Source organism: Rhizobium sp. IBUN (assembly GCF_000510625.1).
In the GTDB taxonomy this organism is placed as follows: domain Bacteria; phylum Pseudomonadota; class Alphaproteobacteria; order Rhizobiales; family Rhizobiaceae; genus Rhizobium; species Rhizobium altiplani.
On sequence record NZ_AZNV01000001.1, the window covers coordinates 126,407 to 148,794 of the forward strand.

20 protein-coding genes are annotated in these 22,388 nt (G+C 60.0%); 8 read left to right on the top strand and 12 right to left on the bottom strand.

Features of this window, described 5'->3' with window-relative positions:
• Positions 1 to 3: 3 nt before the first annotated feature.
• The 8 genes from kdpB to RHIBUN_RS0100570 form a co-directional block, all read right to left on the bottom strand.
• Positions 4 to 2,091 (bottom strand): potassium-transporting ATPase subunit KdpB, encoded by a 2,088-nt coding sequence (gene kdpB, locus RHIBUN_RS0100535; protein WP_025657982.1) that lies wholly within the window; start codon positions 2,089 to 2,091, stop codon positions 4 to 6.
• 42 nt (positions 2,092 to 2,133) lie between these two features.
• Positions 2,134 to 2,289: a hypothetical protein gene (locus RHIBUN_RS36710; protein WP_183754971.1), complete on the bottom strand. Its 156-nt coding sequence runs from the start codon at positions 2,287 to 2,289 to the stop codon at positions 2,134 to 2,136.
• Positions 2,290 to 2,298: 9 nt separating this feature from the next.
• Positions 2,299 to 4,002, bottom strand: a complete 1,704-nt coding sequence (gene kdpA / locus RHIBUN_RS0100545) for a potassium-transporting ATPase subunit KdpA (protein ID WP_025657983.1) — start codon at positions 4,000 to 4,002, stop codon at positions 2,299 to 2,301.
• Between the two features lie 61 nt (positions 4,003 to 4,063).
• Positions 4,064 to 4,153, bottom strand: a complete 90-nt coding sequence (gene kdpF, locus RHIBUN_RS32980; RefSeq protein ID WP_037214584.1) for a K(+)-transporting ATPase subunit F — start codon at positions 4,151 to 4,153, stop codon at positions 4,064 to 4,066.
• A 434-nt stretch (positions 4,154 to 4,587) separates the two neighbouring features.
• Positions 4,588 to 5,241 carry a CDP-alcohol phosphatidyltransferase family protein gene (locus tag RHIBUN_RS0100555; RefSeq protein WP_025657984.1) on the bottom strand — a complete coding sequence of 218 codons (654 nt, stop codon included), beginning with the start codon at positions 5,239 to 5,241 and terminating at the stop codon, positions 4,588 to 4,590.
• Positions 5,238 to 5,630, bottom strand: a complete 393-nt coding sequence (locus RHIBUN_RS0100560) for a hypothetical protein (protein ID WP_025657985.1) — start codon at positions 5,628 to 5,630, stop codon at positions 5,238 to 5,240. The genes RHIBUN_RS0100555 and RHIBUN_RS0100560 overlap by 4 nt, the downstream gene beginning before the upstream one ends.
• The gene (locus RHIBUN_RS0100565; protein ID WP_018855973.1) at positions 5,627 to 6,577 is read right to left on the bottom strand and encodes a phosphatidate cytidylyltransferase; all 951 of its coding nucleotides are present in this window, start codon (positions 6,575 to 6,577) and stop codon (positions 5,627 to 5,629) included. Before RHIBUN_RS0100565 ends, RHIBUN_RS0100560 begins: the two co-directional genes overlap by 4 nt.
• Positions 6,574 to 7,218, bottom strand: a complete 645-nt coding sequence (locus RHIBUN_RS0100570) for a lysophospholipid acyltransferase family protein (protein ID WP_025657986.1) — start codon at positions 7,216 to 7,218, stop codon at positions 6,574 to 6,576. The genes RHIBUN_RS0100565 and RHIBUN_RS0100570 overlap by 4 nt, the downstream gene beginning before the upstream one ends.
• A 207-nt stretch (positions 7,219 to 7,425) precedes the next feature.
• Here RHIBUN_RS0100570 and RHIBUN_RS37165 point away from each other — a divergent pair, with 207 nt between their 5' ends.
• From RHIBUN_RS37165 to RHIBUN_RS0100605, 6 genes are all read left to right on the top strand, one after another.
• Positions 7,426 to 7,740 carry a DUF6074 family protein gene (locus RHIBUN_RS37165; protein WP_025657987.1) on the top strand — a complete coding sequence of 105 codons (315 nt, stop codon included), beginning with the start codon at positions 7,426 to 7,428 and terminating at the stop codon, positions 7,738 to 7,740.
• A 444-nt stretch (positions 7,741 to 8,184) separates the two neighbouring features.
• A complete protein-coding gene (locus RHIBUN_RS0100585) occupies positions 8,185 to 9,348 on the top strand; it encodes an isovaleryl-CoA dehydrogenase (protein ID WP_025657988.1) in 1,164 nt (387 codons plus the stop codon).
• Between the two features lie 36 nt (positions 9,349 to 9,384).
• Positions 9,385 to 10,992, top strand: a complete 1,608-nt coding sequence (locus RHIBUN_RS0100590; RefSeq protein WP_025657989.1) for a carboxyl transferase domain-containing protein — start codon at positions 9,385 to 9,387, stop codon at positions 10,990 to 10,992.
• 7 nt (positions 10,993 to 10,999) lie between these two features.
• The gene (locus tag RHIBUN_RS0100595) at positions 11,000 to 12,985 is read left to right on the top strand and encodes an acetyl/propionyl/methylcrotonyl-CoA carboxylase subunit alpha (protein WP_025657990.1); all 1,986 of its coding nucleotides are present in this window, start codon (positions 11,000 to 11,002) and stop codon (positions 12,983 to 12,985) included.
• Positions 12,985 to 13,866 carry a hydroxymethylglutaryl-CoA lyase gene (locus RHIBUN_RS0100600; RefSeq protein ID WP_025657991.1) on the top strand — a complete coding sequence of 294 codons (882 nt, stop codon included), beginning with the start codon at positions 12,985 to 12,987 and terminating at the stop codon, positions 13,864 to 13,866. Before RHIBUN_RS0100595 ends, RHIBUN_RS0100600 begins: the two co-directional genes overlap by 1 nt.
• A complete protein-coding gene (locus RHIBUN_RS0100605; protein ID WP_025657992.1) occupies positions 13,866 to 14,642 on the top strand; it encodes a crotonase/enoyl-CoA hydratase family protein in 777 nt (258 codons plus the stop codon). The genes RHIBUN_RS0100600 and RHIBUN_RS0100605 overlap by 1 nt, the downstream gene beginning before the upstream one ends.
• 158 nt (positions 14,643 to 14,800) lie before the next feature.
• On the opposite strand, the gene RHIBUN_RS0100610 is transcribed toward RHIBUN_RS0100605, so the two are convergent.
• From RHIBUN_RS0100610 to RHIBUN_RS0100620, 3 genes are all read right to left on the bottom strand, one after another.
• Positions 14,801 to 15,670 (bottom strand): alpha/beta hydrolase, encoded by an 870-nt coding sequence (locus tag RHIBUN_RS0100610; protein WP_245271615.1) that lies wholly within the window; start codon positions 15,668 to 15,670, stop codon positions 14,801 to 14,803.
• Positions 15,671 to 15,922: 252 nt separating this feature from the next.
• The gene (locus tag RHIBUN_RS0100615; RefSeq protein ID WP_025657994.1) at positions 15,923 to 16,633 is read right to left on the bottom strand and encodes an alpha/beta fold hydrolase; all 711 of its coding nucleotides are present in this window, start codon (positions 16,631 to 16,633) and stop codon (positions 15,923 to 15,925) included.
• Positions 16,634 to 17,697: 1,064 nt separating this feature from the next.
• Entirely contained in the window at positions 17,698 to 19,812 is a 2,115-nt protein-coding gene (locus tag RHIBUN_RS0100620) for a carboxy terminal-processing peptidase (protein WP_025657995.1), read from the bottom strand.
• A gap of 359 nt (positions 19,813 to 20,171) precedes the next feature.
• Between RHIBUN_RS0100620 and RHIBUN_RS0100625 the strand changes: the two genes are divergently transcribed.
• A complete protein-coding gene (locus RHIBUN_RS0100625; RefSeq protein WP_018855961.1) occupies positions 20,172 to 20,477 on the top strand; it encodes a hypothetical protein in 306 nt (101 codons plus the stop codon).
• A 111-nt stretch (positions 20,478 to 20,588) separates the two neighbouring features.
• On the opposite strand, the gene RHIBUN_RS0100630 is transcribed toward RHIBUN_RS0100625, so the two are convergent.
• Positions 20,589 to 20,993, bottom strand: a complete 405-nt coding sequence (locus RHIBUN_RS0100630) for a response regulator (protein ID WP_037214600.1) — start codon at positions 20,991 to 20,993, stop codon at positions 20,589 to 20,591.
• Between the two features lie 400 nt (positions 20,994 to 21,393).
• Between RHIBUN_RS0100630 and bcsN the strand changes: the two genes are divergently transcribed.
• A complete protein-coding gene (gene bcsN / locus RHIBUN_RS0100635) occupies positions 21,394 to 22,359 on the top strand; it encodes a cellulose biosynthesis protein BcsN (protein ID WP_245271616.1) in 966 nt (321 codons plus the stop codon).
• Positions 22,360 to 22,388: the final 29 nt, after the last annotated feature.

Consider the following 22,388-nt stretch of genomic DNA (forward strand, 5'->3'; position numbering starts at 1 on the left):
TCCTTAGGCGAGACCGATGGCTGTGATGACCATGTCGATCGCCTTGATGCCGATGAACGGGACGATGATACCGCCGACACCGTAGATCAGCAGATTGCGGGACAAGAGCGCGCCGGCGCCGATTGCGCGGTATTTCACGCCCTTCAGGGAGAGCGGGATCAGCGCGACGATGATTAGCGCGTTGAAGATGATGGCCGACAATATGGCACTCTGTGGCGTGGCCAGTCCCATGATGTTCAGGACGCCAAGCTGCGGGTAGAAGGCCAGGAACATCGCCGGGATGATGGCAAAATACTTGGCGATGTCATTGGCGATCGAGAAGGTCGTCAACGCGCCACGGGTCATCAGCAGCTGCTTGCCGATCTCGACGATCTCGATGAGTTTCGTCGGATCGCTGTCGAGGTCGACCATGTTGCCGGCTTCGCGAGCGGCGACCGTGCCGGTATTCATGGCCACGCCGACGTCGGCCTGGGCGAGGGCAGGGGCGTCGTTCGTGCCGTCGCCGCACATGGCGACGAGCTTGCCTTTGGCCTGCTCCTCGCGGATCAGCGAGAGCTTGTTCTCCGGTGTCGCCTGCGCCAGGAAATCGTCCACGCCGGCTTCGGCGGCGATTGCTGCTGCCGTCATCGGGTTATCGCCTGTTATCATGACCGTGCGGATACCCATCCGGCGCAGTTCGGCGAAGCGCTCGCGGATACCGCCCTTGACGATGTCCTTGAGCTGGATGATGCCGAGCAGCTTGCCGTCACGGGCGACTGAAAGCGGCGTGCCGCCTGCCTTGGCGATTTCGTCGGCAATTGCCTGCAGTTCCCGCACGGTCTCGGTGTTGGTGCGGATGGCGATCGCTGCATTGCCTGAAGCCGGTGCCGATGCGGCGCCAACATAGGCGAGTACGGCATCGACGGCCCCCTTACGGATCGAAGAGCCCTCGACATCCACGCCGCTCATGCGCGTCTGCGCGGTGAAGGGCACGAAAGCGGCCTTCAGGCTGGCCATGTCGCGGCCACGGATGCCGTATTTCTCCTTGGCGAGCACGACGATCGAGCGGCCTTCCGGTGTTTCGTCGGCGAGCGATGCCAGTTGCGCGGCATCGGCAAGGTCCTGTTCGGAGATGCCGTGAACGGGGCGGAAGGACGTGGCTTGGCGGTTGCCGAGCGTGATCGTGCCGGTCTTGTCGAGGAGCAGCGTGTCGACGTCGCCGGCTGCCTCCACGGCGCGACCGGACATGGCAAGTACGTTGAAGCGCACCAGACGATCCATGCCGGCGATGCCGATCGCCGACAGAAGCGCGCCTATGGTCGTGGGAATCAGCGTCACGAAAAGCGCGACGAGGATAATGATCGGGATCGAGCCACCGGCATAGCTTGCAAAGCTTGGGATGGTCGCGGTGGCCAGAACGAAGATCAGCGTCATCCCGGCAAGCAGGATGTTGAGGGCGATCTCGTTCGGGGTCTTCTGACGTTCGGCACCTTCGACAAGCGAGATCATGCGGTCGAGGAAGGTGTGCCCCGCAGCCGCGCTGATACGAACCCGAATCCAATCGGACAAAACCTGCGTACCGCCGGTAACGGCCGAACGGTCGCCGCCGGACTCGCGGATGACAGGGGCGGACTCGCCTGTTATCGCGGCCTCGTTGACAGATGCGACGCCCTCGATGACTTCACCGTCCGAGGGAATGATGTCGCCAGCCTCGACGAGGACAAGATCGCCGACCTTCAGGCTCGTGCCCGGAACGAGGCGGTAGCCGGTGCCGTTGTTGGCCGTCAGGAGTTTTGCCTGGGTTTCGGTGCGAGCCTTGCGCAGCGAGTCCGCCTGCGCCTTGCCGCGGCCTTCGGCAACGGCTTCGGCGAAGTTGGCAAAAAGCACGGTGAACCAGAGCCAAAGGTTGATCTGGAAGGAAAAGCCAAGATTTCCGCCGCCCGTGACGAGATCGCGGACGAACAGGATCGTGGTCAGCGCCGAAACCGTTGCCACGACGAACATGACGGGGTTCTTGGCAAGGGTGCGCGGGTTCAGCTTCTTGAAGGCGGCGCCCACGGCCGGAATGAGAATGCGAGAATCCATGATGCTCGCTGATTTTGCCTGGCTCATAAGAGACTCCAGCTTGAAAAGAGTAAGGCGACCGTGTTGCGATCAGCCGTGTAGGATCCGAAATACCGCGACGATGACGAGGAGGCCGGCGAGCATCACTAGAATGATGTCGGAGGCGCGGGTCATCCGCTGGCTGTCACGTCCCGGCGAACCGGGACGTGCGTTGAAGGATTTGCGAAGCTTGTGACGAAGGATCATTGCTTCACCTCAAAAGGTCTGGCCGGCGATCATGACCAGGTGCTCGACGACCGGGCCAAGCGCCAGCGCCGGGAAGAAGGTCAGTCCGCCGACGATCAGGATCGTGCCCGTCAGGAGGCCGACGAAGAGCGGGCCATCGGTCGGGAACGTGCCTGCCGAGGCGGGGACGGTCTTCTTGGTGACCAGCGAGCCGGCAATCGCAAGCGCTGGGATGATCACCAGGAAGCGGCCCATCAGCATGTCGAGGCCGAGCGTGATGTTGTACCAGGGTGTGTTGCCGGTGAGGCCGCCGAAAGCCGAGCCGTTGTTCGCCGCACCGGACGTGTAGGCGTAGAGGATTTCGGAGAAGCCATGTGGTCCGGCCGTGCCGATCGAGGCGACGGCGGAGGGCAGCACACTTGATATCGCGGTAAAGACCAGCATGGCGAGCGGCAGGCAAAGAATGGCAAGCACGGCCATCTTCATCTCCTTGGCTTCGATTTTCTTGCCAAGGTACTCGGGCGTGCGGCCGACCATCAGGCCCGCCACGAAGACAGCGACGATGATGAACATCAGGATGCCGTAGAAGCCCGCGCCAACACCGCCGACGATGACTTCGCCAAGCTGCATGTTGATGAGGGGGATCAAGCCGCCGAGTGCCGTAAAGCTGCCATGCATTGCGTTAACGGCACCGCAGGAGGCAGCCGTCGTGATCACCGCAAAGAGCGAGGACATGGCGACGCCAAAGCGGACTTCCTTGCCTTCCATGTTGCCGCCTTGCAGGCCGAAGGCGTGCATCAGCGGATTGCCTGCAGCTTCCGCCCAGTAGACGACAACGACGCCGGCGAGGAACAGGATACCCATGGCGCCGAGGATTGCCCAACCTTGACGCTGGTTGCCGACCATTCGACCGAAGACGTTGGTCAGCGCCGCACCGATCGCAAAGATCGTCACGATCTGAATGAGGTTCGAGACAGCGTCCGGGTTTTCGAAGGGGTGCGCGGAATTGGCGTTGAAGAAGCCGCCGCCGTTGGTGCCGAGCATCTTGATGGCAAGCTGCGAGGCCACCGGGCCGAGGGCGATCGTCTGCTTGGCGCCTTCGAGCGTCGTCGCGTCGACGTAAGGGCCAAACGTCTGCGGTACACCGAGGTAGACATAGACCAGCGTCAGCACGATGCAGATCGGCAGGAGAATGTACAGCGTCGCACGGGTCATATCGACCCAGAAGTTGCCGATCGCCTTGCCCGATGCACGCGAGAAGGCTCGGATGAAGGCGATGGCGATCGCAATGCCGGTCGCTGCTGACAGGAAGTTTTGGACGCTGAGCCCCATCATCTGAGTCAGATACGACATGGTGCTTTCGCCGCCGTAGTTCTGCCAGTTGGTGTTTGTGACGAAGCTGACCGCCGTATTGAAGGAGAGGTCCGATGGCACCGATGCCATGCCTGCGGGATTCAAAGGCAGGACCGCCTGAAACCGCATAAGCGCGTAGAGCAGGAGCACGCCAAGCAAGTTGAATGCGAGCATGGAAAACGCATAGGAGGTCCAGTGCTGCTCTTCACGTTCGCTGGTGCCGGCAAGCGCGTAAAGTCCCCGTTCAATCGGAGCGAGGACGGGTGAGAGAAACGTGCGTTCGCCATTGAAGACGCGTGTCATGTAACCGCCAAGCGGTTTGACGAGCACAATGATGATCCCGCAGTAAAGTAGGATCTGAAGCCATCCGTTGAGGGTCATGGGAGGTAACTTTCAATACCCGATTTGTTTCGCCGGTCGCGCCTTGGGAGGAGGCGCGATTCTAGAAGCGTTCGGGGCGAATGAGAGCGTAGGTGAGGTAAACCGTGAGGAACACGGTGACGGCACTACTGAGAATATAGTCGAGTGTCATGGCGCTTCTCCGGTTAAAGTCGGTCGCAGGCTTTGGTGTAAGCAAAGCAGAGGGCGAAAAATACGATTCCTGTGGCGAGTAGAACTATGTCCATCATCGATCGTGACTCCTGTTGTTCTTCTGGAGTCAGACAAGACAAAGGGCGCCATCCTCAGGATGGCACCTTTTATGCTTTCTGGCTGGAGATGATCCTTGGATCTCTCGGACATTAATATGCGGTCGAACCGCATAAGCGTTCGAGATCGGCGGCGGGCCGCGGATATAAAAATCTTATAAATGCCGATGGAAGAAAAATGCCTCGCCGAAGCGAGGCTAGTCCAAGGCCGCTTCGGGGAAAAGAAGAAGCGGCGCGGTTGTTGTATTGCTGGTGCGCTCGACTGCAAAGCGCACTTTCGAGCTTTTCGGTACGCCTGACGAGGATTGAGTGAAGGGCGTCAATTGCCCGCGTGGCCACCTTTCAGATTCCGAACGACGTTTCTGCCCCGTCGCAGCGCCGTGAAGGCAGCACCGATCGTAATCAGCCAGAGGGCAGCGAGTAGAACCTGATTGTGCCCGCTCCAAAACGGCTCGAGGATCGAGAGGATTGTCGCAGCCGTGATTGTCGCCATTCGGTGTTGTTTTGCCATCGGGCCGGAGAAGTCGCTCGGCGTCCCGGTTGCTCGACCGAGCTCGCGAACATAGGCCGTCAATACGGCAAAAGATGCCGCCGCCCAGCCAAGGCCGGGCGATCCGATGCCATACCCAACACCGGCCAGGATCAGGATGTCGGCGACGCGGTCGGGGAATTCGTTCCAGAAGGGGCCGTCCGCCGCGCCCTTGCCGCCCTCAACGGCAACCATACCGTCGAAGAGATTGCACAACAGCCGCAATTGGCAGAACGCGGCCGCGAGAACGAGGAGGAGCGGTCTTGTCCACCCGTCATCCCGTCCCGCAAGGAAGAACGCGCCGCCGGCCAATGCCGCGGCGACCATGCTTGCCTGAGAGATTTGGTTCGGCGTGACCGACCGTGTCGCCAGCCATTTCGCAATGCGCTTTGCCCATTGCGTGTCTCTGCTTGCCAGCGGCCGGCGATCGCCCGTTTCCGTCATGCCACGATCCTCTCTTGGTAGACAAAGTAATTGTAGACTGCCGCGTAGGTCGTCGAGACGGTTAGCGGCACCGCTATGGTTTTCAGGATTTCCGGGGTGCCGCTCAACGCATGGATCGAGATCAGCACGGCAGTCGATGCCAGACATGCGATCAGCGGCGGTGCCCAGAGACCGGCGCGCCCTTTGAACTGTTTTGCGAGCCGCTCGATAACCGTCTTGAGAAAGAAGGTGAGGCCGGCCGAGAGTGCGCCCTGCACAAGGCCGGCAAATAGGGCTCGCTGCGGCGGATGGCTGCTGTTGGCGAAGACCGCCCAGCCGCCCATGGCGACAAATGCGAAAAGCACATGTATCGCACTGCTCTGGGCCAGCCGACGGACCGGCGTCATCATGTGATCGACCACCAGTAGCGGACAATGTGAAAGAAGATCGGCGCGGAAAAGACGACGGAATCGAGCCGGTCAATCAGTCCGCCGTGCCCTTCGATCAGGTGACCCCAGTCCTTGACGCCGCGATCTCGCTTGATCGCCGACATGACGAGGCCGCCGAAAAAGCCCATCATGGTGATAACGAAAGCCATGACCCCGGCCTGGAGCGGCGTGAAAGGTGTGATCCACCATAGGGCGGCACCGATCAACGTCGCGCTCAAGACGCCCCCGACAAAGCCCTCCACGGTCTTTGAAGGCGACAGGCTTGGTGCGATTTTTGTTCGACCGAACAGCTTGCCCCAGACATATTGGAGCACGTCGCTGAGCTGCACGATGATCACCAGGAAAGCGATCAGCAGAACGTTGCGGCCTTCGTAGCCGGGGATCGTCAGCGTCAGCAGCGCCGGAACGTGGGAGGCGCAGAATACGCAAATCATCAGCGCCCATTGGACTTCGGCAATGCGTATCAGAAAACGCTCGGTATCGCCGCGCAGTACGGAGATGATCGGCATCAAGAGGAACGCGTAGACCGGAATGAAGATCGAGAAGATGCCGTATTGCCTCTCCCACAACAGCCAATACTGCAGCGGCAGGACGACGAAGAAGGCGGCTGCGAGCGCCCAGTGATCGGCGCGTTTGGTGTCGGTCAGCGTAATGAACTCGCGTAGTGCCGCGAAAGAGCAGAAGCCAAACAGCAGCAGCACGCCGATCCGACCGGCAAGAAAGGCAAGGCCGATCAGGATGGCCATGATCCACCACGCCTTGATGCGTGCGTTCAGGTTCTCGATCGCGGCATTCGACTGGCCGGCCGGCAGTCGCCGCTGCAGCAGGTAGCCGATGGTCGACGAAACGATCAGGAGCGTGAAGATGCCAAGGACGAGTGTCCACAAGTCGGCGTTCGCTGCGTTCATTCTTTACCGCCCAGGTGTTTTGGTGACAGATCAAGCAGCGCCGTCCGCGCCCTGTCGAGGAAGGTTTCCTTGGTCTCGCCGGCTTCGATCCGAATGGCGTTGCCGAAGGTCACGGTGCAGATGAAGGGGATCGGGACGATCTCGCCTTTTGGCATGACCCGATTGAGATTGTTGATCCAGACCGGCACAAGCTGAATGTCCGGCCGGGTCGAGGCGAGATGGAACAGTCCGCTCTTGAACGGCAGCAGCGGCGCATCTGTCTGGTTGCGCGTTCCTTCGGGAAAGAGGATCAGCGACGCTCCGGAATCGACCACTTCGGCCATGACTTCAATCGGATCGCGTGTGCGCTTGTCGCGGTCCCGCTCGATAAGAACTGCGTCGAAGACGTTGCAGCCGATGAAGCGGTTGATCGATGACTTCAGCCAATATTCCGCGCCAGCGACGGGGCGTGTCTTCCGTCTCAAGCTCGGCGGAAGGACGGCCCAGACCAGGATGAAATCGCCATGGCTGGAGTGATTGGCGAAGTAAACACACTGGCCCTGGGGAATGCCGTCATTCGGCCAGATAGCGCGAACCGCGGTAATGGCGCGCGCGAACACCACGATTGCCGCCGCAACAGGCTTCGCAACTACACGTCTCACTGATTTCAGCCCCCTCGCTGCATCAATAAAGCAGCCTGCAGAAGCCTAGCGGCATTTCCGATGGTTCGGAAGTCCTGCTTGTGGCGGAGACCGTGTCGATGCCCGCTTTGACCGCCGCGATGAATTGAACGCCGCGTTTGTGGGGGCGAAGAGGAAAGCGTTAACCATGGTCAGCTAGGAATGAGTCGGACGCAACGGAATGAGTCGATGTCAGTACAGTCAAACAAGAATCTGCAAGCAATGACGACAAGCGAGATCGTACTTTTCCCGGTCGCTTCACGCGCCGGAGACATTGAACGGTGCGCGACCGAACTGGACCGTCGCCACGGCGAGGATGCAGTACGCTTCTGGAAGACAGAATGCCGCCGACTGGCTGATGAGCTGACGTCGCTTGGCTGCTCCGAAGCTAAGGTCCGCGAACATGTCATGACGTTTCAGGCCGAGGTACAGGCCGAGCTGGTTCGCCGTCATCAAGTGCGGGCAATCGCCGAAAGCCGCAGTGGCCGCGCCATAAAGCGCTAGCGTCATAGGTGGCTCATATCGCCACTTGGGCCGTCGATTTTGTCGGACGGCCCTCAGCGGTTGAACGCGTCGTCCCAGCGGCGAATTCTTTCCATAGTTTGCGCAGGATGAACCGTCTTGGTTCAGAAATTCCGCGCGCCCGGTGCTAGCATCCCTTTATTCTCACGCGGATCTCTAAAGATCCCGTGCGTCGCCTATCTCGGGAGGAAGGGCGGATGCCGGCCGAAGATCGATCGAATAGTCGCTGGGGCAAACTGGCGGTCAGAAACGTCTGGCCGACCGGAAATGCTTGCCATTTTCGCGTTCTTCAACGAGATTTATCAGGCCGACCGGCAGTGGAGGAGCTGCCGACAAGATACGCGCGTGAAGAACAATGACGGGAGAATGACGACACACGCATACCGGACGCTGTTGTAGTCGCGCGCCGGACTTGGGAGGGAAGGCATGTATTCTGGTGGTTTGAGATTTGGTCTGGCGGACGAGATCGAGGCGCTCCGCGACAGCGTTCGACGTTTCGCGACGGAGCGCATTGCACCGCTCGCTGCCGAGACGGACAGCAGCAACAGTTTTCCAACGCCACTCTGGCGCGAGATGGGTGAGATGGGACTGCTCGGGATCACGGCCGAGGAGGCCTATGGCGGCGCCGGCTTGGGATACTTGGCCCATTGCGTCGCGATGGAGGAAATCAGCCGCGCTTCCGCCTCCGTCGGCCTCAGCTACGGCGCCCATTCCAACCTTTGCGTCAATCAGATCAGCCGCAATGGAACGGACGAGCAGAAGTCGCGTTATTTGCCGAAGCTCATCTCCGGCGAACATGTTGGCGCACTCGCCATGTCCGAGCCGGGCGCCGGATCCGACGTCGTTTCGATGAAGCTTCGGGCGAAGAAGCGAGGCGACAGCTACCTCCTCAACGGCAACAAGATGTGGATCACCAACGGCCCGGATGCCGATGTGCTGGTGGTTTACGCGAAGACAGACCCTGATGCGGGTCCGCGTGGCATCACGGCTTTCCTCGTCGAGAAAGGCTTCAAGGGCTTTTCAACTGGCCCGAAGCTCGACAAGCTTGGCATGCGCGGCTCCAACACCTGCGAATTGATCTTCGAGGACTGCGAGGTTCCCGCGGCAAATGTGCTGGGCACACTCGGCGGTGGTGCGCGCGTTCTGATGTCGGGGCTCGACTATGAACGTGTCGTCCTCTCCGCTGGACCGATCGGCATCATGGCCGCCTGCATGGATGTCGTCGTGCCCTATCTTCACGAAAGAAAGCAGTTCGGCCAGGCGATCGGCGAATTCCAGCTGATGCAGGGAAAACTCGCCGATATGTACGTAACCATGAACACGGCGCGCGCCTATGTCTACGCAGTTGCGGCGGCCTGCGATCGCGGCGAGACGACGCGCAAGGATGCTGCCGGCTGCATTCTTTATGCCGCCGAGAAGGCGACGCTGTTGGCGCTTGAGACAATCCAGGCGCTCGGGGGGAATGGCTACACGAACGATTATCCCGCCGGCCGGTTGCTGCGCGACGCCAAGCTCTACGAGATCGGTGCCGGAACCTCTGAGATCAGACGCATGCTGATTGGCCGCGAGCTCTTTTCCGAAACGGCCTGATCCGAACGTTTCATCCGACAACCATCCTGGTGACCAATGACGGTTTTGAAGTCGCAGATTTCGACGAATTCGGAGAACTTCAGGACAAATCGCGCGGCGATGGCCGAAGCTATCCGTGCCATCGAGGACGCAGCCTTGAGTGCGGCGAATGGGGGCGGACTTGCAGCGCGCGAGCGTCATGTTGCCCGCGGCAAGATGCTACCACGGGATCGGATCGCCGCCCTGCTCGATCCGGCTACGCCTCTTCTCGAAATCGGATTGACCGCAGCCCACGGCATGTACGGCAATGAGGCGCCGGGTGCTGGGCTGATAACCGGCATCGGCCGCGTTTCAGGGCGCGATTGCATGATCGTCTGCAACGACGCGACCGTCAAAGGCGGCACCTACTTTCCGATGACGGTAAAGAAGCACCTGCGCGCGCAGGAAGTCGCGGCCCAGAACAATCTGCCCTGCATTTACTTGGTGGATTCGGGCGGCGCGAACTTGCCGAATCAGGACGAGGTCTTTCCGGATCGCGATCATTTCGGCCGGATATTCTACAATCAGGCCAATATGTCGGCGGCAGGAATTCCACAGATCGCCGTCGTCATGGGCTCGTGTACGGCAGGTGGTGCCTACGTGCCTGCCATGTCCGACGAGGCAATCATCGTCGAGGGGCAGGGGACGATCTTTCTCGCCGGTCCGCCGCTGGTGAAGGCCGCAACCGGCGAAGTCGTTTCGGCCGAGGACCTTGGCGGTGGCGATGTGCACACAAGGCTCTCCGGTGTCGCAGACCATCTTGCGCGAGATGACGCGCATGCCCTGGCATTGGCGAGGCGCGCCGTCGCCAATCTCAATCGATCCAAGGCGGGTGGCGTCGAGCGCCAGGCGGTTGAGGCACCACTGTTCGATCCCTCGGAAATCGCAGGGATCGTCCCGGCCGACCTGCGCGTGCCCTACGACGTGCGCGAAGTTATCGCCCGTATCGTCGACGGCTCGCGTTTGGATGAATTCAAGGCGCGCTACGGGACGACGCTGGTCTGCGGCTTTGCACATGTCCATGGTATCCCGGTGGGCATTGTCGCCAACAACGGCGTGCTGTTCTCCGAGTCGGCCCTGAAGGGCGCCCATTTCGTGGAGCTCTGCTCGCAGCGCAGGATACCGCTCGTCTTCCTGCAGAACATCACCGGCTTCATGGTTGGCCGCAAATACGAAACCGAAGGCATCGCGAAGAATGGTGCGAAGCTCGTTACCGCGGTCGCAACGACCGGGGTGCCAAAGGTGACGATGCTGGTTGGCGGTTCCTTCGGTGCGGGCAACTATGGGATGGCCGGTCGCGCCTTCTCGCCGCGCTTTCTCTGGACATGGCCGAACAGCCGCATCTCGGTCATGGGCGGAGAGCAGGCGGCCGGCGTGCTTGCGACTGTGCGGGGCGAGGCGCTCTCCCGTGCCGGCACGCCATGGACACCGGAGGAGGAGACCAGTTTCAAGCAGCCGGTGCTCGATCTTTTCGAACGGCAAAGCCATCCGCTCTACGCGTCGGCGCGGCTATGGGACGATGGGGTGATCGACCCGGCCAAGAGCCGCGACGTGCTCGGTCTCTCGCTGTCTGCGGCGCTGAATGCACCGATTGAAGAGACGCGCTTCGGCCTGTTCCGGATGTGAGGTAGCGATGTTCCAGAAAATTCTCATCGCAAACCGTGGCGAGATTGCTTGCCGGTTGATCCGAACCGCTAGGCGCATGGGGATCGCCACGGTGGCGGTCTATTCGGATGCCGATGTTGGGGCGCTGCACGTCGAGATGGCCGACGAAGCGGTTCGGCTGGGGCCCGCGAGCGCGCAGGAGAGTTACCTCTCGATCGAGCGGATCCTTTCTGCGGCGCAGCGAACTGGCGCCGAAGCCATTCATCCTGGTTACGGGTTTCTCTCGGAGAATGCAGACTTCGCCGCAGCCGTAGAGGCGGCAGGCATTGTCTTCATTGGGCCGCAGCCGTCGTCCATTCGTGCCATGGGATTGAAGGATGCCGCAAAGGCGTTGATGGATCAGTCGGGCGTGCCGGTCGTTCCCGGCTACCATGGCGAGGAACAAGACGACGGGTTTCTCGCCGATCAGGCGACCCTGATCGGGTACCCCGTGCTGATCAAGGCACGCGCGGGTGGCGGCGGCAAGGGCATGCGCCGCGTCGACAGCGAGGAGGATTTTCCCGAAGCACTTGCTGCTGCGCGGCGAGAGGCGAAGGCCGCATTCGGCGACGATGCCGTTCTGATCGAGCGCTACCTCATTCGCCCGCGCCATATCGAGGTTCAGATCTTCGGCGATCGGCACGGCAATGTTGTGCATCTTTTCGAACGTGATTGTTCGCTCCAGCGCCGCCATCAGAAGGTGATCGAAGAAGCGCCGGCGCCGGGAATGACGCCGGAGATGCGTCGTGCCATGGGTGAAGCCGCGGTACGCGCGGCGCGTGCCATTTCCTATCGTGGTGCCGGCACCGTCGAGTTCATCGCGGATGTCTCGAACGGCCTCTGGCCGGATCGTTTCTATTTCATGGAGATGAATACCCGTCTTCAGGTCGAGCATGCCGTTACCGAAGCGATTGCCGGGGTCGATCTCGTCGAGTGGCAATTGCGTGTGGCGTTCGGCGAGCCGCTGCCGAAGAAGCAGTCGGAGCTTGAGATCTATGGCTGGGCCTTCGAGGCCCGGATCTACGCGGAGGATGCGGCCAAAGGCTTCCTGCCCGCGACGGGGACGATCAGGCATCTGGATTTTCCGGAGGTTACGGCGCGGATCGATGCCGGGATCCGTCCGGGCGATACCGTCTCGGCTCACTACGATCCCCTGATCGCCAAGATGGTCGTACACGGGCCCAGCCGGAGTGTCGCCCTGTTGCGACTGACCAGGGCCTTGCAGAGCTCGCATGTCGTCGGTGTCACCACCAATCTCGACTTCCTCGCCAGATTGAGCGAGCAGGACGAATTTGTCGCTGGCCATCCGGATACCGGGCTGATCGATCGCAATCTTCAATCTCTGACCGCGCTCGAGCCGCCTGCGGACACGGTGATCGCGCTTGCTGGCGTGTTGTCACTGGGTACGCTTGCGCGATCATCGGATGGCGATCCCTGGCTGACGCTGGGACATTGGCAGCTTTGGAGCGAGATGCAGCGCATCGTCGTTCTGACCTATGAAGGAGGGCATTCAACGCTACGGATTGCGGCCAAGGGTTTCGATTTCTTCGCCGTGCATGATGGACGGCGGGTCATTCCCGTGAAGATCGTCAGCCGGCAGGACGATGGTTGCCGGGTGGAGGTCGATGCCCGGCAGGTGCAGGTCAAGGCCAGTATGGCGGCGCATCACCTGGTCGTCAGCGTCGACCACCGAACGCATGTATTCCATCTCGGTAACCCGCTCGATTTCAGTGCCACGGATGTTGCTGATGGCAACAGACTGATCGCGCCGATGCCGGGCTTTGTGAAGATCGTGCGGACGAGTTCGGGGGCGGAGGTCGCCAAGGGTGATGCGCTTGTCGTCATGGAAGCCATGAAGATGGAGCTGACGCTTGTCGCAGCCCGCGATGGGACGGTGGAAGCCGTCGAGGTGAGCGAAGGGCAGCAAGTCGACGAAGGCGCCGTACTTCTGACGCTGCGGGTAGAGGAGACGTGATGCAGCCCGGAGAATCGTCATTGCTGCCCCGGGACGTCTCGATCGTCGAGATGGCACCGCGCGATGGCCTCCAGAACGAGAAGAACCTGATCCCGACGGCGACGAAGATCGCCCTCATCGACATGATCTCGGAATGTGGTTTCGAGCGGATCGAGGCGACGAGCTTTGTCAGCCCGAAGTGGGTGCCGCAACTTGCTGACGCCGCCGAAGTGATGGCCGGCATCAAGCGCAGGCCGGGGGTCCGCTATGGCGTTTTGACCCCGAATATGAGGGGGTTTGAGGCTGCAATGGCCGCGGGCGCGGACGAAGTCGCGATCTTTGCGTCCGCCTCGGAGAGCTTCTCGCAACAGAATATCAACTGTTCCATCGCCGAGAGTATCGAACGCTTCAAGCCGGTTGCCGAAGCAAGCCGTGCACGTGGCGTTCCAATGCGTGGCTATGTCAGCTGCGTGGTCGAATGTCCCTATGAGGGGGCCATTTCGCCGGATGCGACGGCGCGCGTCGTCGAGAGCCTGCATGCATTGGGCTGCTACGAGATCAGTCTCGGCGACACGATCGGCAAGGGACGACCGGAAGAGGTCGATCAAATGCTGGTAACGGTCCTCTCCTGTGCGCCGGCGACGATGCTTGCGGGTCATTTCCACGACACCGACGGCTGGGCCTTGGACAATATCGGGGTTTCCTTGAAGCACGGGCTGCGGGTTTTCGACGCGTCGGTCGGCGGATTGGGCGGTTGCCCCTATGCTCCGGGCGCAAAGGGCAATGTCGATACTTTGGCTGTCGCTGAGTTCCTTACCCGCAAGGGCTATCGGACCGGGCTCGCGCCCGAGAAGCTGGAAGAGGCCGCCGATTTTGCCCAGAGCCTAAGGAGCGAGGCATAATGCCGAAAACGCTGATGATTTCGATCGACGAACGCGGCGTTGCGCGGCTTACGCTCACCCGTGAGGACAAGCACAATGCCATGTCCGCCGAAATGATCGACGAGTTGACGGAGGCCGCAAGCGCGCTCGGGTCGGATGGACGGGTGCGAGTCGTCGTGCTTGCTGGAGCGGGCAAGAGCTTCTGTGCCGGCGGTGACCTGGAGTGGATGAGAGCCCAGTTCAAGGCGAGCCGGGCGGAGAGAATCGCCGAAGCGCGGCGGCTGGCGATGATGTTCAAGGCCCTGAACGAGCTTCCGAAGCCGCTCATTGGCTGCGTCCACGGGAGCGCCTTTGGCGGCGGTATCGGGCTGATCAGCGTCTGCGATACAGTGATTGCCTCGGAGGCGGCGCGCTTCGGCCTGACGGAAGTTCGGCTTGGGTTGATACCGGCAACGATCAGCCCTTACGTCGTAGCGCGGATCGGCAGCCCTGCGGCACGATCCCTCTTCGTCTCCGGTCGAACCTTCGATGCTGCCCATGCCAAATCCATCGGTCTCGTCGCCTCTGTTGTTCCCGCTGCGAACCTCGACCGTGCTGTCGACCTCGAGATCGCGGAATTCATCGCGGCCTCACCGGAGGCAGCGACACGCGCCAAGGCCCTTGCGCGGTCTCTTGCGCCGCCCATCACGGAAAAGATCATCGAGAGCGTGATTTCCCAGCTTGCAGATAGCTGGGAGACCACAGAGGCGCAGGCGGGCATAACCGCCTTCTTCGAAAAACGGCGGTCGAATCCATAACGGGAAGCTTCGAGACCGGTCAGTGGCGGCACGGTGAAGGCGGCGTGTGAGGTCGGATGGCCGAGAGGGCGCGCCAGTTATCCGACATTCGAAGCCAGCTGTGTGTGTACTGGTGCCGTATCCTTTGCCGTTGGAGGAACTGAAACTCGTCCGCGCGGTCAAGTGCGATTGTAAGCGGGACTTGTTCCAGCCAATGTGCTCCCTTCCAGCCTCGAAGAGATACCTTTCCGGGACACCTTTGCGTCATCTGCAAAACGACATAGCTCATCGTTGAACCTGGTAGGGTTCTCCAAAAAAGGTGCGTGCCCCGTTGCCGCATACCACGATGCCGTGGCTTCAGGACATAACGCTAGAAGGTGCCGCCCCATCGCCGGCAGGATCACCGTGTCCTCTTGGCCGTGCGTGACAAGGACGGGCACCGCAAGAGCGGTCAGTACATCGTCAGAATCGATCTCGCGGGCCAGCAGCGCAGCCCGGATTTTCGCTGGCACGGCCATGTTCCAGCAGATCGCCGTTTCGAATACTTCGGAAGGCAATTGCGAGTAAGTACATCCGCGGACGAAATTGCGGATCGCTTCGATGTTGCCAGGCAGGTCCTCGCTCGTGGCACCAATGACGTGGTCAAGGAAGCCCGGGCCAATCAAGGTGCCAAATGCGGCCTTATTTAGCGTGGTCGCCGCGCCTACAAAGTTGATGCCCGAAACCTTCGCCGTTCCATGGGTGCGGAGGTAGTCGCAAATAATGAAGCCGGCGTAGGACCAACCCACAAGAACGGGACTGCCGAGGTTGAGTTGATCTACGACAGCGGCGATATCGTCGGCCCAAAGCTGCGGCTCAGTATAATACTCCGCTTCGAGCGGGGCCTCCGACATGCCGTGACCGCGCAGGTCCAGGGCTACGAGGCGAAAATCCTCTGCAAGCATGCTCTCATACTGGTTCTTCCAGCAGAGATGGTTCTGCGACCACCCGTGGATGAAGAGGATCGAAGGAGCGTCCTCTTTTCCCCACTCGCGAACATGCAGTCGCAATCCTGCGCCGCCTGCGCCGCCGGTTACAGTGTGAACCTTCATCGTCGTGCCTCCTCGTCAGCGTCGAGAACTGTAGGAAGCACTTTATTCTGCCGGCGTGAGAAGGAGTGTGGGAGGAATCGTTGAAAATGCCGGGCGGATCGTTGAAAATGCGCCCCTCGGGTGCGATCGCGCTTGAACGAGAGGCGGGAGCCAAACTCGGTTGATAGCGTCTCCAAGACCGTCGGGCGCGCCAAGGCGCCAGTCACAAGGCTACGCTGTTTCGGCGACGAAGCGCGTTACTTCACGAACAAACCGCTCAAAGGCGGGTTCGTTGGCGAGGAGAATGTGGTTGGCGCTATCGAGATCGACAAATCGAGCCCCGGGGATGCCGGTCGCAAACTCCCTTCCGCACTGAAAGGGAACGACCATGTCTTTTCTTGCGTGCAAGACCAGCGTCGGAATCGTCACCTGCGACAGGACATCCGAAACGTCGATCTCTCCGAACGCCTCGTGCAGGCGACCTGCGTTGCTGGGCAAGACAGAAATGCGCTGCAATTCGTCAAACCAATCCATCTGCACCTCGTCCGCCCCTGGAATGAACATTGCAGTGAACAGATGTCGAAAAACCGGATTGTTCTGACCCCATCCTTCCCTGATCAAAGCGGTCATTGCCTCATGCGTGGCCACCTCATGGCTGTCGCTTCGCTTTCGCCAGCCTTTTACAAATCCTCCGTACAGGATGAGCCCCGAAACCCGTTCGGGGTGTCGGACAGCGTAGGCAACGGAGACGGCACAGCTTTGCGATACGCCCAGCAGCGTGAACCGATCGAGGCCCGCCGCGTCGACCACGCTCTCCAGGTCCGCAATCATCGCCGCAAACGAGATATCCTCGGCAATCCAGTCCGAGAGTCCGGTGCCGCGCTCGTCGTAGCGTATCAGCTTCGTCTTCTCCGACAGGGCGTCGATCCAATGCGTCCACACCGGACTTTCCCAATCATACTGGAGATGCGACATCCAATGTGCGGCTCTTACGATCGGTGATCCCCGCCCACACACCGCGTAAGCGATTGTTACCCGATCCGCGGTTTTGCAGAAGCGAATTTCCTGCGACCTTTTGCTGGGCGTCACTGCTGGCCACGGGACATCCGTTTCAAAGTTCCGCGAGATGAAAGCTGATCCAGGCTGTGAAGGTGGAAGTGACCGGAGTGGGACATCGCGAGACCCGTTGCTCGCGCCGGAGACTGAAGGCTCCGGCCACTGTTCGGGGCGATCGACGGCGGCAATCTCGTTGGTAAGGCGATCGAGCACCAGGGAATAGACGTTTACTCGCTCAGGTCGGTCTTGCAGGCGTCGAACAAGGGCGCGCAGAATCTCCATGTGCACCCGAAGCGCAATATCCCGGTGACATAGCCGCCACGCTTCAAAGTTTGGGCAGTGCGGGAGGCATAGGCCATCGAGAAATTCACCACGAAATGTCGCGGCAAGCGACTCCAATCTCTCCATGTCCAAGAGGTCGAGGTCCGCGGGCCTCAGAGAAGCCATGCCTTTGAAGTCCACCTCGACCGTCTGGGGGCTGAGGAGAACGGAATTGTGGTCCGCATGCAGACGCACATGACCTTCCGTATTCACGATTGGCCTCAGCTTGTGAAGGCTCCACCTTAAGGAAGCCCGAGGGTCGTCCGGAACTTCCCAGAACATCTTGCAAAGATGCTCGCGACGTTGGGCTCTTCCGACGACAGCCAAATAGGCAAGAAGGGCACGGGTTTTCTTTGACTGCGGCAGAGGCAAAAGCTGTCCCTGCTGCGTGACGTTAAGTTCGCCCAATACCTTGATGGTTAGCTGGCCGACCATGATACACTAACCCAACGGAGTGCTCAGCCGACAGCTTAGAGCAATGCAGCTCAAGATAAAATCGGCTTCGCCTACCGTTCGGCGAGCTACGAGCGCGGGCAGCCGCAAGTGTATCCGATGGGGCCGCAGGCAGTCACGAGAACTCGCTTGCCGAACTCGGTTCGGTTTCCCGCCTGCCACGCCATCGGATAGAGCTATTTTCCGTCGGTGCTTCCCGATGGTTTTGCCGCAGTCTTTGCCTTCCCTTGTAAGTCCGCCTCATCGGCAAGAATGGCGGCGGTCTCGTTCAGCAAGACGTCTTTTGCGTTCTTGCGGGCATTTTCCATGGCAATATCAGCGCTCAGGCTGCGCTCGTTTGACTGCAGTCCATCATCTGAACCAGAATCTTCGCTATCGCTTGCTTGCGCTTGAGACTTGAGCCGCTCCTCGCGAGCAGCCGCTTCCTTGCGACGTTCGGCTTCATTCAGGGAGATAACCCCTTTCTCGCGCTGCGCCTTCAGGTCAGCAATGTCTTTCAACAGTCGTTGGAAGTCCGGGTCGCTCTCGACCCGTGCATCATGGCGGCTTTGCAACGTCGGCAGCGATGCCGCTACAACGTTTGCGGGCGTATAGTTCGCAGGCTTGATTTGCGCCCAGGGCAGGGCGTTATCATAACTGGTCTCGCCGAAGCTTGTCGGATCCGAGAACCCCGGCAAGCTGATATCAGGCGTCACGCCCCGCAGCTGCGTCGTACCGCCGTTGATCCGGAAAAACTGGGCAATCGTCACTTTCAGCTCGCCGAATTCCGGTTTGCTGTTGCGAACCATGTCATCAAGATCGACGACGGTTTGAACGGTACCTTTACCGAAGCTTGGTTCGCCGACGATCACGCCTCGACCGTAATCCTGGATCGCCGCGGCAAAGATCTCCGACGCCGATGCTGATCCGCGATTGATCAGGACGCCCACGGGGCCTGTCCAGATTGGCGCCTTAAAATCAGCGCGTCTCACCGCGACCTTGCCGTCGCTGCCGCGTTGTTGAACGACCGGACCCTTGCCGATGAACAGACCGGTCAAATCGACCGCTTCGTCTAGTGAGCCGCCGCCATTGTTGCGCAGGTCAATAAGAACGCTGTCGACCTTTTCTTGCTCCAGTTCGCCGAGAAGCTTTGCGACGTCGCGGGTTGCGCTCTTATAGTCCTTGTCGCCTTTGCGCTTGGCTTCAAAATCCTCATAGAATGCCGGTAGGGTGATCACCCCGACTTTACGCGTGGCGTCGCCCACTTTCACGGGCAGCACGGTCTTGCTGGCAGCCTGCTTCTCGAGGCTGATTTTGTCGCGCACCAGGCTGATAGTGCGATGGGTGGCATCTGCTCCGGCATCCGCCGGCAGGACGTCCAAGCGCACGACGGAGCCTTTCTTGCCTCGTATCAATTGCACGACTTCATCAAGGCGTGTACCCATCACGTCCTTTATCGCCCCGTCCTTGCCTTGACCGACACCGGTGATGCGGTCTCCAACCGAGAGCTTACCGGATAGCTGCGCCGGCCCCCCAGGCACGAGTTCACGGATTGTCGTGTAGTCGTCGCGTTCCTGTAGCACCGCACCGATGCCAACCAGCGAAAGCTTCATCGCGATATCGAAGTCGGCGGAAGCGGTCGCGCCGAAATAGTCCGTGTGCGGGTCGACCGAGGTCGTATAGGCGTCCATGAACGACTGGAAAACGTCGTCGCTCTTGTACTTGTAAGCGCGCTCGAGCGTGTTTGCGTACCGTTTGTCGAGCGTCTCGCGAATAGCCGCGTCGGCTTTACCGCCTAGTTTCAACCGCAACCAGTCGCTTTTGACGCGCTTGCGCCAAAGCTCGTTGCTGTCGGCTTCCGACTGCGGCCAAGGTTCCTTATCGCGCAGGACGGAAAAATCTTCCTTCGCACCGAAATCGAAGTCCTGCTTAATCAAGGTGCGCGCGTAGTTCATGCGGTCGACAACGCGCTTCTCATACACGTTGAAGATCGCAAACGGGATCTTCAAGTCCTCCCGTTTGATGGAATCGTCGATCTCGTTCCGTTCAGACATGAACTTGTCGATATCCGCTTGCAGAAAGAGCATGTGGTCCGGATCGAGGGACTTGATGTACCGATCCAGGACCTTGGCCGACAAGGCGTCGTCAAGAGGAATGGGTTTATAGCTGAACCGCGTGAGGAATTGCGCACTTAGCTGAGCGGCTTGTGCCTGTTGCTTTTGCGGGTGCAAAACAGGCGGGGACGCGACGTCAGCATATGCAGGCTGTACGATTGCAAGAACTGCACCAAGGAAAACATAGGTTATGCGCATTCAGCGTTGATCCAATTCTTAATGCCGAGAGTCAATGTGCGATCTAGGTCAAGCAAATTATGGTTTTTTGACAATCGAATCGATCAAATCGCCAATTTCCTGCGGCGGAAAGTCCGTTCGACGGGCACCCGTCGCCGGGGTATTGCTGGGAGGAGCCGGAGATTCTGGCAAGCTTTTTTTGTGAGAAAGGTGAAAGCATGCTGGTGCACCCCCGCCCCTCCGCAACCGTTCATCTTCGTCACAGTGGAGATCGTAAACCAGCAGATCCGATAGAGGACGGATTCCACAAAGAATGAGTTGACCGTTTTCGATGGCGGGACGACACTTGCAACCTGCAGCAAGGTGGGAGAGAGAGAACGATGGACGAGCAAGACCGCTGGCGTCACATGGCAAGCGCGCCGAAAGACGGCAGTCGGATCCTCGTCACGATCCGCCAGTCCGAACAGGGGCCGGCAGAAGTCGACCTCGCCTATTGGTCGAATGGCGATCAGTTCGGTGCGGAAGGCTGGCGTGCCTCTGATTCCTCGCCAGGCCGAATCATTGAATATGCCGAGCCGGAAATGAAGTGCTGGATGCCGATGCCCTCGGCCAATCTCAATCGTGCGTCGATGCCCTCACCCTGGGAAGGCGACGACGCACAGGAGCTCGACGGGTCAGGGATTTGAGAGTTCGCGCCAGCATCGCTAACGCTTCTGTTGTGGCGCTGGCATCAATTGTATGGGGGCAGCCAGACTCCGCGTCCGCATGACCTTCAGGATGGTCACGACATCCTCGCGCTATCTGGCAGCGTTTGGCCGCTTCGGCAAAGAACGCGACGCGTGGGAACCGACCCGTCGCCCGATTTCGTTGGCGATAGCCTTTAGATCGTAAGGCTTGGGAAAGAAGCTCGCGTCCCAATCCAGGTCAGTAAGATCGATTTCACGACCAGACGTCACCAAGACGTGGATGAACGGCTTTGTCGCCTTGATGAGCCTCGCGAGATCCAGGCCGTTGAGTGCCCCAGGCATCTCCACGTCGGTCACGATCGCATCAACGTCATCGTTCACTCCAAGTGCCGCGATCGCCTCAAGCACGTTCCCGCATTCGATGACGCTATAACCTTCCTCAAGCAGTTGGTCTGCCAGCACGAAGCGAATGAGGGGTTCATCTTCCACGATAAGGATCTTTGCCACTACTCGCATACTCCGTTTCGGATGCCGGTCTAACGCGCCAGGAGAGCAAATCGGTCCTCAAGGAAGAATGCGATTTGGTTACATGTTTAATAAAATGCAAATCAGTTTCGCGAGATGATTTCGCAGTCTATCCAGGATGATCGACACACTGTGTTCAACGCCAGACGGAGAACACCGCGAGGATCGGAATCCGTCGACGACGTTGCCGGACAGCTGCACCGAGTGCCATTCCCTTCCCAGATCAACACTCGCTGTCGCACATTAACTATGGGTTAACCATAATCGTCGTTTACCATAGGTAGCGGCCTCAAGGGTCGTTGATTCGGAAGTCCAATGCGTAATCTCGCATGGGCGTGAGGAAAGACGATTGCGGCGACCCGAAACGTCCAGTGTACTGAAGGCGTCATGCTTGGCACTGCTTGCCGGGCTTGTGGTCGGATGTCAGTCGTCAGGAAATGTCAGGCGCCCAAACGTCTCCGAGACGGTGCCCGCCGAAAGGGCGCTGGCCTTGCCTCCGCCTGGTGGTCCCTCGATCGTCAGTGTCGTCGAGCGCAAGCGTGGCAATGGCACAGAGCAGACGATTTCGCTCTACACGTCGTCTTCCGTGTCCGGTCAGAATTTTCTCGGGGTGCAGTTTTTTGGGGCATCAGGAGCCAATCCTGGCATCGGAAACGCCTCCTTTAGGATGGTCAGCGAGGACGGGATAATCCGCGAAGCCTTTGCGGCCGTTCCCGGCGTGCAGATGACGCGCTCGGCGACTTATCTGCAAAACAGCTATGGACCGTTCGGCTATGCCTCGGGCCAGAGCGGTTCGGGCGATACCTGTATTTATGGCTGGCAGCAGATCCGCTCAAGCAGATCCGCGCAGACGCAAGTGCGCAACTTCGGAATGATCCAGGTACGGTTGCGCCTCTGTGATGCCCGGGCAACCGAAAGACAGTTGCTCGGAATCATGTATGGCTACACGATCGTTGGGATGCTGGATGGAGAAATCTGGAATCCGTTCGGGCATCCGCAGGGCACTGATCCGACGCTCGGGCGCCCCGGCAATCCGATCTATCCAGACGAGGGCGGCTATAGAAACACGCCGATGGCTTTTGGCTATGAACCAGCCCGTCCGGAAATCCAATCTCGTGTCGTTCGCGTACGCAGCGTTCAGCCGAGAGTCGAGGAGGCGCCCGTGCAATTGCCGCCGCCGACCGGCCCTCGCGTTCCGTTGCCTGATGGCTCGAGCAGTCTGCCGCAGCCAGACATGTCAGCCGCGCCTTCGGCCGAACAGACGCAACCGAGAACCGCGGTGGCGAGCGGCCTGACGGTGCCGTCACCGGAGTGCATAGGGGATTCGGCCATGACGGCCGCGTGCCAGAAGAAGTAGACGTGAGACGGCTGCGGTGTTCCTAAGCG